Source organism: Nostoc sp. ChiVER01, assembly GCF_034531155.1.
GTDB lineage: Bacteria > Cyanobacteriota > Cyanobacteriia > Cyanobacteriales > Nostocaceae > Nostoc.
In genome coordinates this window covers 188,355-197,962 of record NZ_JAVRBS010000008.1, presented here as the reverse complement: position 1 = coordinate 197,962, position 9,608 = coordinate 188,355, and the positions used below count along the sequence as shown (strand labels likewise).

General features: G+C 39.9%; 9 protein-coding genes. 5 read left to right on the top strand and 4 right to left on the bottom strand.

Annotated features, from left to right (window positions below; translation table 11 throughout):
* Positions 1 to 343: 343 nt before the first annotated feature.
* The 4 genes from tkt to RMY00_RS13420 all read left to right on the top strand — a co-directional run bounded on the left by tkt (position 344) and on the right by RMY00_RS13420 (position 4,118).
* Entirely contained in the window at positions 344 to 2,371 is a 2,028-nt protein-coding gene (tkt, locus tag RMY00_RS13435) for a transketolase (protein WP_322648022.1), read from the top strand.
* A gap of 123 nt (positions 2,372 to 2,494) precedes the next feature.
* The gene (locus tag RMY00_RS13430) at positions 2,495 to 2,788 is read left to right on the top strand and encodes a hypothetical protein (RefSeq protein WP_322648021.1); all 294 of its coding nucleotides are present in this window, start codon (positions 2,495 to 2,497) and stop codon (positions 2,786 to 2,788) included.
* A 5-nt stretch (positions 2,789 to 2,793) separates the two neighbouring features.
* Complete coding sequence (locus RMY00_RS13425; RefSeq protein ID WP_322648020.1) at positions 2,794 to 3,204, top strand: type II toxin-antitoxin system VapC family toxin; 411 nt, start codon at positions 2,794 to 2,796, stop codon at positions 3,202 to 3,204.
* 515 nt (positions 3,205 to 3,719) lie between these two features.
* Positions 3,720 to 4,118: a hypothetical protein gene (locus tag RMY00_RS13420; RefSeq protein ID WP_322648019.1), complete on the top strand. Its 399-nt coding sequence runs from the start codon at positions 3,720 to 3,722 to the stop codon at positions 4,116 to 4,118.
* 203 nt (positions 4,119 to 4,321) lie between these two features.
* Here the strand turns inward: RMY00_RS13420 and RMY00_RS13415 are convergent, their stop codons facing one another.
* From RMY00_RS13415 to RMY00_RS13405, 3 genes are all read right to left on the bottom strand, one after another.
* Positions 4,322 to 4,513 carry a hypothetical protein gene (locus tag RMY00_RS13415; RefSeq protein WP_322648018.1) on the bottom strand — a complete coding sequence of 64 codons (192 nt, stop codon included), beginning with the start codon at positions 4,511 to 4,513 and terminating at the stop codon, positions 4,322 to 4,324.
* 521 nt (positions 4,514 to 5,034) lie between these two features.
* Positions 5,035 to 6,579, bottom strand: a complete 1,545-nt coding sequence (locus tag RMY00_RS13410) for a hypothetical protein (RefSeq protein WP_322648017.1) — start codon at positions 6,577 to 6,579, stop codon at positions 5,035 to 5,037.
* A gap of 87 nt (positions 6,580 to 6,666) precedes the next feature.
* Positions 6,667 to 7,269 carry a DUF3318 domain-containing protein gene (locus tag RMY00_RS13405; RefSeq protein ID WP_322648016.1) on the bottom strand — a complete coding sequence of 201 codons (603 nt, stop codon included), beginning with the start codon at positions 7,267 to 7,269 and terminating at the stop codon, positions 6,667 to 6,669.
* 251 nt (positions 7,270 to 7,520) lie between these two features.
* Here RMY00_RS13405 and RMY00_RS13400 point away from each other — a divergent pair, with 251 nt between their 5' ends.
* Positions 7,521 to 7,781: a hypothetical protein gene (locus RMY00_RS13400; RefSeq protein ID WP_322648015.1), complete on the top strand. Its 261-nt coding sequence runs from the start codon at positions 7,521 to 7,523 to the stop codon at positions 7,779 to 7,781.
* Positions 7,782 to 7,863: 82 nt separating this feature from the next.
* On the opposite strand, the gene RMY00_RS13395 is transcribed toward RMY00_RS13400, so the two are convergent.
* Positions 7,864 to 9,507 carry an iron uptake porin gene (locus RMY00_RS13395; protein ID WP_322648014.1) on the bottom strand — a complete coding sequence of 548 codons (1,644 nt, stop codon included), beginning with the start codon at positions 9,505 to 9,507 and terminating at the stop codon, positions 7,864 to 7,866.
* Positions 9,508 to 9,608: the final 101 nt, after the last annotated feature.

Sequence of the window (9,608 nt, the reverse complement as noted above, 5' to 3'; positions counted from 1 at the left end):
AGTCAGAATTCAGGAGTCAGAATTCAGGAGTCAGAATTCAGGAGTCAGAATTCAGGAGTCAGAATTCAGTAGTTTTATCCAACTCTGCTCGTTTGCTCAATCTCCAATGCCCCCTGCCAATGCCCCATGCCTCATGCCCAAAGTATCATAGATATCATTCCGATATAAAGTAAGCGTTCAGCATGACCCAATTATCTGCTTGATTTATCACCAGAAACTCAGGAGATCCCGCTTGTTTATCGACAAGCGGGAGTGGGATGATGAGGATACTGTGGGAAATTTAAAATAACCCCAGTCAGAGAAGCTACGAAGAGTGCTAACCCGTCGTTAAAAACAAGAGATTATGACTGTTGCAACCCAATCCGCCAAAGAATTGTCCGTCGAAGAACTGGCTATTAACTCGATCCGCTTCTTGGCTGTTGATGCCGTAGAAAAAGCAAAATCGGGACACCCAGGACTACCAATGGGCGCAGCTCCGATGGCTTTTGTCCTCTGGGATCGCTTTATGAAGTTTAATCCCAAGAATCCGAAATGGTTTAACCGCGATCGCTTTGTCTTATCTGCCGGTCATGGCTCAATGTTACAGTACGCCCTACTGTACCTGACAGGCTACGATAGCGTCACCATTGAAGATATCAAACAATTCCGTCAATGGGAATCCAAAACCCCTGGACACCCCGAAAACTTCATGACCCCAGGCGTGGAAGTCACAACTGGCCCCTTGGGTCAAGGAATTGCCAATGGAGTTGGTTTAGCGATCGCCGAAGCGCATCTTGCCGCTAAATTTAACAAACCCGATACCAAGATTGTTGACCATTACACCTACGTAATTTTAGGTGACGGTTGCAACATGGAAGGGATTTCCGGTGAAGCTTGTTCTTTCGCAGGACACTTGGGATTAGGCAAACTCATCGCTCTTTATGACGACAACCACATTTCCATCGACGGTTCCACAGATGTGGCATTCACTGAAGATGTTTCTAAGCGGTTTGAAGCTTACGGTTGGCACGTTCAACACGTCGAAGATGGTAACACGGATTTAGAAGCGATCGCTAAAGCAATTGAAGCGGCTAAAGCTGTCACCGATAAGCCTTCTTTCATCAAGGTAACAACCATTATTGGTTACGGTTCTCCCAATAAAGCAAACACTGCTGGCGTTCACGGTGCTGCCCTTGGTGGAGATGAAATAGCATTGACTCGGAAAAATTTGGGTTGGGAATACGAACCTTTCGTAATACCTGAAGAAGCCCTCAACCATACACGCAAAGCAGTTGAGCGCGGTGCAGGCTACGAAGACGAATGGAACAAGACCTTTGCCGACTACAAAGCCAAGTATGGCCAAGAAGCGGCTGAATTTGAACGTTACCTAAACGGCAAGCTACCCGATGGTTGGGATAAGGTACTACCCACCTACACCCCAGAAGACAAAGGACTGCCCACCCGCAAACACTCAGAAACCTGCCTCAATAAACTGGCGGCAGTTTTACCTGAATTGATTGGTGGTTCGGCTGACTTAACCCACTCCAACCTGACTGAAATCAAGGGTAAAGGCGACTTCCAAAAAGGACACTACGAAAACCCCAATATCCACTTTGGTGTGCGTGAACATGCTATGGGCGCAATCTGTAATGGTATAGCGCTGCACACTTCAGGATTAATCCCCTACGGTGCTACCTTCTTGATCTTCACAGATTATATGCGTGCTGCCATCCGCTTATCTGCCCTTTCCCAAGCTGGGGTGATTTGGGTGATGACTCACGATTCCATAGGACAAGGTGAAGATGGCCCTACACACCAACCCATTGAAACTCTAGCTTCCTTACGAGCCATTCCTAATTTATTAGTGTTTCGTCCCGCAGACGGTAATGAAACCTCTGGCGCTTATAAAATAGCGATCGAGCAAGCGAAGCAAAACGCTCCATCTCTGTTGGCGTTCACCCGTCAAAACGTACCCAACTTAGCAGGTACATCGGTTGAGGGTGTAGCGAAGGGTGGATACACTGTAGTAGATAGCGAAGGTACACCCGATATCATCCTGATTGGTACTGGTTCAGAATTGAGCCTCGCCGTCGGCGCAGCCGAAAAACTCAAGGCTGAAGGTAAGAAAGTTCGTGTTGTTTCGCTACCTTCATGGGAACTGTTTGAAGCGCAGGATGCGGCTTATAAAGAGTCGATTTTGCCGAAAGCTGTCACAAAGCGTTTATCTGTAGAAGCTGGCGCTAGTTTCGGTTGGCACAAATATGTGGGTACTGAAGGCGATACTGTTAGTATTGATCGCTTTGGTGCTTCAGCTCCAGGTGGTGTTTGTTTAGAGAAGTTTGGTTTTAGCGTTGATAATGTATTAGCTAAAGCTAAACAATTGTTGGGTTAATAGCAACAGAATATTCTCAAAATTTTGTGGGGTGGGCTGAAAGGCCCGCCTTTTTTTAACGCAAAGGAACGCTGAGTGAGATTGTTTATAATTAAGATAATTATTTGATAAATGGAAAGAATTATGCCAGAAGTTGCTAATTATAATCAAGAAGTCAGTAATCGCATATCACCAATCGTTGGAAAGCTAATTAAAGGTAATAGCTTATATCAAGTTAAGTTAAATCAACAAGAAATGATAGAAATGTTAGTAAAACTCTTTGGACAGTTATCACCAGAGGAAATGAGAGCTATAACCGAGCATGAACTGACACGCAGAATTGATAAGATTCTTGTCTTAGAAGCAGTTTCTGGTACGTTAAATGATTTGACCCCAGAGCAAATCAAAATGTACGATGATGCAGTAAAACGAAAATAGACAAAGTGGCTTATTTATTAGATACAAATATTGTTAGTTACATTTTGAGGAGAAATGCAACTGTTAGTAGGAAACTACGGGATGCTAATCGTTCGGGACAAGAAGTTTTTATCAGTTGTATAACTTATTATGAAGTTAAAAGAGGACTTTTGTATGTAAATGCTGCGAGGCAGATAGCAGAATTTAATCAGTTTTATAGAAAATATGAAGTTTTATTCTTGGATGATATAGAAATTATTGAGAGGGCATGTGAAATCCATGTGGATTTACAATGTAGGGGTTTGAAGATACAAGAACAAGATATATTAATAGCTGCTACAGCGATCGCACGCGGTTTAATTCTGGTTTCCAATGACTCTGACTTGTTGCGAGTTGAAGGATTAAGCTTGGAGAATTGGCTATTGACAGATTCTTAGAAATAACAGCTTCGTATCTACTTAAATTTACATCTGTCCTTGTGACATTGAGTCTAAAGGCTCAACCCCAAGCATAATTTTTTCACACTTGTGAAGCACGATCGCAATGCTTGACTGCTAAACTAAGAGAATTGAATATTAACTACATTAGTTAGTTTACTTATTTTGTCACCTATCTTTAGATAGATAGAGTAAACACTACATGATTGATCATCAGAAATCGCTTGCTAGTACTGAAAAAATGAAACTTTCATACATAAAAATCTATAGTTCATCTTTAGTTCATTTTGTCAATGGGTAATCTCTAGTATTGCCTAATGAATCAGCAAGGCCTTCTGAAGACTTAATTTATATTCATGCTTTCAGGTGATGCAGTTATAACTTTATAAATGCGATTATGTATATGTCCTCAAACAATAGATAGTTGCTGTTGTCCAATTGAAAAAGTATGATTTTCTCTGACTCCAGTAACTTTGCTTTTATCCAATTGTTTGATGTTTTGAGAAGGTAACACAATGAATAATATCTTAAAACGCACACTTCTACCCAGCCTCATGGCTGCAAGTTTAGCTGGTGTCACATTAGTTCCTGCTAAACCGGCTGCTGCCGATGACCAAGTATTAAGAGATGCAGGTATTGGGGCTGTTACCAATGTTGTCACCGGAGCAGTTAGAGGAAAGGGTAATGTATTAAATAATGCTGTAAGAGGTGGTGTCACTGGTGCCGCTGTTAATGGTGCAAATGGTTTGAGAAACCCTCGCAATCGTCGTGACCGGAGCGTTGTTCAAGATGTCGGAGTTGGTGCAGGCGCTAGCGCAGTAACTGGTGCAATTACTGGCAATAGCAGAGATACCCTTGGGAATGCTGTTGATGGTGCAGCCGTAGGTGCAGCAATCCATCTGCTAACCAAATAAATAATTTTGTAAATTCATCAGCTACACTAGCTTCCCAATTGCTAACGCGTTGCTTTGTCAACATTACGAACTCATTTCTCTCCTTCTAGAATGAGCAAAGACAACCCCCTTTCCCTAGTAGGGAAAGGGGGTTGGTGGGTTAGATTTATATTGGGATATATGCCACCGTCAGGTTCAGATGACTTTAAACTTAATAGTAAACTCTAGCCCTTCAACGCCTTTCTAAAGTTTTGACGATAGGATTGATTTGTAATAAACAAAGCTGGCCATAGCAAAGATAAACCAATGCGATTGGTCAAAGTTGGATTAAAATTAGTCCGTCTAAACCCATTCCAAAACTTCCAAACGCCGCCTCCGTATACCACTATCAAGCCAATAACAATTAAAGTACCCATTCCTATCAACTCCGTTAGTAACTGACAGAATTTAAGTTAAGTTTTACCACACGAGGTAAGCACTACATCAGCAACATCGAAAAGGTATGACTAAACTCCTTAGCGTGGAACATCTAAGTTAGTTAAACACACATTCTCTTATTCCAGTGTAGAGTAGCCTCAAGCATTGCAGCTAGTTATAAGTGGTAGCAAGCTAACTCAAAGGACGTAAAAGCGTTATTTATAGGGTGTTTGGGCAATAGATGTTGCTTGTATAACAGTTAAGCCTTTAGTTTATAAGACAGAACAGCATTTTAAAACGCCTAAGAGATTAGGATTAGTTTTTTACTGTAGCTTTAATGAAATTTTTTTGCTATCAATTGCGACGGGATAAACCAAAGATTCATAGCAATATATTCCGATGTCAATGCTGACTGCTTCAGTACAAAAAAGTCTATCCCATATTTCTAAATGAAATTTTGTACTTCTCTTTACCTCAAGCAGTGACTCAAATCTGCCTAGCAAAATTCGGCGGATTATCCTTATGCCTCATCTACCCAATAAAGATAATATCGTTCAGTATCCACCCAGCCTCTCTGAAAATCTTTGATTGGAACAATTTTCAAATCATTGCGGTTGATATTCAATTTACGATTTAAAATGAGTAAAATTTTCTTTAGCTCATCTTGATTTTTGAGTAGAGAATTAATTTGGCTTAATATCTCAGTTTGTTCGACATCTTGACGACCACTTTTAAATAGGGTAAAGCTTCCCATTTTTTTAATCTCAGGATAATAAAGCTTTCGATTGAGATAACCCGATAAAGGAGCCATATTTGCATCTCGACTGGCAACAATAAACTCATTAGCTAACCCAGCTTTTTGAACATATTGAGCTGTTTCTCGACCAGCAGAAAATGGTATAACTAAATCTCTTGAAAAACTATAAATGCCTCCAAAAAACTGGACATAAAGAATTAGCATCAAAGCGATATGATGCCATTTATGAATAAATATAATTGAATTTGGACGAACAGAAAATTTAGTGAGTATAATTAGAGACTCTTGATAATAGCTTTCCAGCCATAAAGCGGCTATCAAAACTAAATAGAAATGTCCAAAATGCCGAGGCATACCTATAAATCTGAAGTATGTAAAGGCAAATATTACAGAATTACCTATAATGTAAAAAAACAATGCTACTGGCTTTTTAGATAATTTAATTGAGGTTAAAATTACAATTAATAGAGCAATTGCAGCACAAATAATTAAATCCAGCCATTTCTTATGTTGAGGAATAATTAATAAATAAGCACCAAATATTCTATTTATGCTTCTCAATAAATGACGGATATCTAATTTTGTTAACCAACCATTATTTAAACCACCATGAAGATAACTGTCTGTTGGAGGAGTAATAATATAAATACATACAATAAAAGAAACTATAATAATTATAATACTTAAAAATAAATCGTATTTTTGGCTTTGACTAAAATACTGCTGGCGATGTTCATTATCAAAGCAAAATTCAGCTAGCAAAGTCAATGATAAAGGAAATGATACCAGTAAACCATAAGCACTACTATTTGCTAGTAAACCCAATAAAATTGCCAAATAAATATAAGTTATCTTTCTGGATGCAAAAATTGTACAGAATGCAAAAACAAATAACATACTAAAGGCATAGTTTCGAGAAATTAAAAGATATTCATAAAAAGGAAAGAAACCAAAGGAAAAAAGAAATTTTTGTTGATAGTTAAAAGGACTATATAGACAAAAAAGAGTAACTGAAGCAACAGTAATTGCCAAATGAAAAATTTGCATAATAATAGGGTTATCGACTATCTTTCTCAAAATTTCCAGAGAAAAATACCATAGAAGAGGATGACCTTCATAACGAATATTTGCAATTAAATCGCCTAAAGATTGACTATCTCTGATGATGAGCCAGGGATTTAGTTCATCTCGCCACATCGAATGGTTAAGGATACCTATTAAACCAAGAACAGAAAAAAGAATGATAATAAACCAAGGAGAATGAAAAGGTAATCTCGAAGTATATTTGATGAGTTTATTGTTTAGCATTGTTAGTTAAAAATCTTTCTAAAAATGCTATCACAATCTGAGAGACAACTTATTTATCAAAATATTCTCTTGATTTTTTAACTATTTCTACTTATAACTTTCTGGTATACCTACTGGTGATAAACCTGCGATCGCTCTTAAGTTTTGGCAACGAATCAACTCGGTAAAACCTAAACCAGAACGCCCTTCAATTTTGGCTACCGCTTCAATTGCAGATAACAGGTGCTGTGCTGCTTCAGCTTCTGAATAACCACGCCGTTGTGCTATGCGAATTGCTGCTGCATCGGCATTTAACTCTGATTCTTGAGACTTATTAGTGCGCCAGATCCGAAAAGTGGCGATCGCACTTAATCCTCCAGCTACGGTTACACCCACCACATCTGATTGTGCTGCTTCTAATAATCCCCCTAATAGTCCCGCCAGTACTACGCCTTGATAAATGTCGGGTTTAAACCACTTTACCCCGGTCAACCAGCTAACCATCTGCAACAGTAGCAAGTCTCGTTGCGGCTTAGTCAGACGACGCCACAAATCGAAATTAATATATATCGGTCGCGCCTGATTCCAGGGTTGGGGAAAGGAGGCGTCAATCACTTTTGCCTGTTCTGGCTTACTAACGATTTTTGTCGTCATCCGACCAGAGGCAGGCATCACATCTAACAAACGGCGAATTTCAACATTTGGCTCCATAAATTTAATTATTAGCCATAATGTGCATCGTAACTATTTTAGTTGTCATTCGTGTTAACCTTTGATTTGTGAGATGCTCTAACAGTCTTTCTAAATGGTTATTCTATTAGTAAAAACCTCTATAAATGGCGAGAAAGTGAATAGATTCAAATGAAGCCATAAAAATATTGATACAGCAGACTGAATTCTGACTTCTGACTCCTGACTCCTGAATTCTGTTCGATAACTATTGCTACTACACTTGTAACAACATGGACGCTTTTGCTACCCTTCCACCTGAATGGACAAATAAGGCAATACATGCATACGATTTTTGCTGTCCTAATTGCCACTCAAGTAGCCGAGAAGCTGAAAAAGTTTGGCTAAATCGGCGATCGCCTGTATTTACAGAAGACCGTCGTCGCAAATGGCAAGAGTTTTACTACTGTCACTGTGGCTCTGTGTGGTGGGCTTGGAGTAGCGATCGCCCCCCAAAAGATATATCCAATCAACCAGATTATAATCCCACATAGCTAATTTTCTTCCTGAACAAAAGCCCACCTTAAGGCGGGCTTTTGTTTATCTAATTCTAAGTTTTATTTGCGATCGCAAATTTTAGAAGGTGAAGGTAGTACGTAAAGTACCTACATATTCAGTGTCGTTAGCATCGTTGTGTTCTGGATTGAAGATTACCAATAAGCCAGGAGTTACCTGAATATTATCGGAAACCTTGAACTTGTAAAGACCCTCTAAGTGATAAGAGGTACTGTCGTCTAAATTAACATTGGTAGCGACATTTTTGATGCTACCACCAGTAACTCTAGGTGGTTGACCAAAGATAACACCCAAGACGTTGCCTTCTCCACCAAAATCTCTCAAAGCAAGCGCTCCAGCCCAGTACCAAATATCTGCGTCTGCACCGGCATTAGCACCACTCCTAGCATCAGCAGTTGTGTAACCTCCCCAACCACTAATAGCTAACTTAGGGCTAAATTGGAAGGTAGCTTCTACACCGTAGTTATTGGATTCCGTAGCAGTGTTATTTCCAAAGGGATTGTTGGCAAAAACACTACCTGTACCTTGGAAAAGGTTGTTGTTAACAGTATTGTTAACATTACTAGTTTGATAAGTGCGGGCGTAGGTTAGACCAATATTAAAAGCTTTCGTGGGTTGGAAAGATAACTGACCAAAGATAGCGTTATCGCCTTCCAATAACCCATTATTCAGGGTAGGGTTATTAGCAGTCCTAGCTAAATATGCACCACTCAAGCTGATAGGGCCACCAGGATTGAGAGTAACTGTCACACCAGCACCACCCTGACCTTGGCGATAAATAGGGCTGAAACGTCCAAACCTAGAAATAGCACCTTTACCAGAGCTAGCAAAGTCAGGGTTGAAAGTGTTTACGTTTTCGTATAATTCACCACCACTAGCGTCAACTTTGACACGCAACGCATTAGAAAAGTTGAAAGCATAGTTAATTTTATCGATGACAACAGAGTTGCCGTTATCACCGTCAAAGCCCAAGCGGGTCATGTTAGTACCGCTCACGCCAGCATTAGAGATGGTATTGTTAGCATTTAGACGGATTTGCAACTGGTCTTTACCAGTGAAACTGCTGTACAAGTTCAAGCGTACCCGGTCAGAAAAAGTGGTGTTAGAATTCAAGTTTTGATTTGAATTACCAGCAGCAACTGCTCTATCGCCACCAAAAACATCAGACACGTTAAAAATAGCTTCTCCAACCAACTTGGTAGTAGTGGAAAACTGATTAGCTTCTAACTCAGCAGTGCGGGCTTCTAGTCCATCTACACGACCGCGCAGGGTTGCTAGTTCAGCAGAAAATTCTTCTTGTAAGCGCTGTAAAGTAGCCAGGTCTTGTTTAGTAACCAAATCAGCAGTAGCTGTAGCAATAAGTTCGTTAACCCGGTCTAAACAGGAATTCAAACCTGCGGCAAATTCATAACGGGTCAAAGCACGGTTCCCACGATACGTACTGTTGGGATAACCTGCAATACAGCCGTAGCGTTCAACTAGAGATTGTAAAGCTTGGAATGCCCAGTCTGTGGGCTGCACATCCGAAAATTGCGAAACTGATGTTACCTGACCAATATCGTTAGAATCTTGAGCTTCAGATAACTGGGCAACATTTGTTACCTGTTCGTTGACTTCAGCAGCTACAGCGCTGTTAGCGGCGAAAAATGCAGCAGCTAAGACAACTGGACTAACCTTACAAAGATTCCAGAATGCTTTTTTCATGTTATTACTCTCACTCACACCTACATAATCTAGTCCTGATAAAATGCTTAAAACACTTAATTTTCAGGATTTTCACACACAATCACAGTAATGATTATACC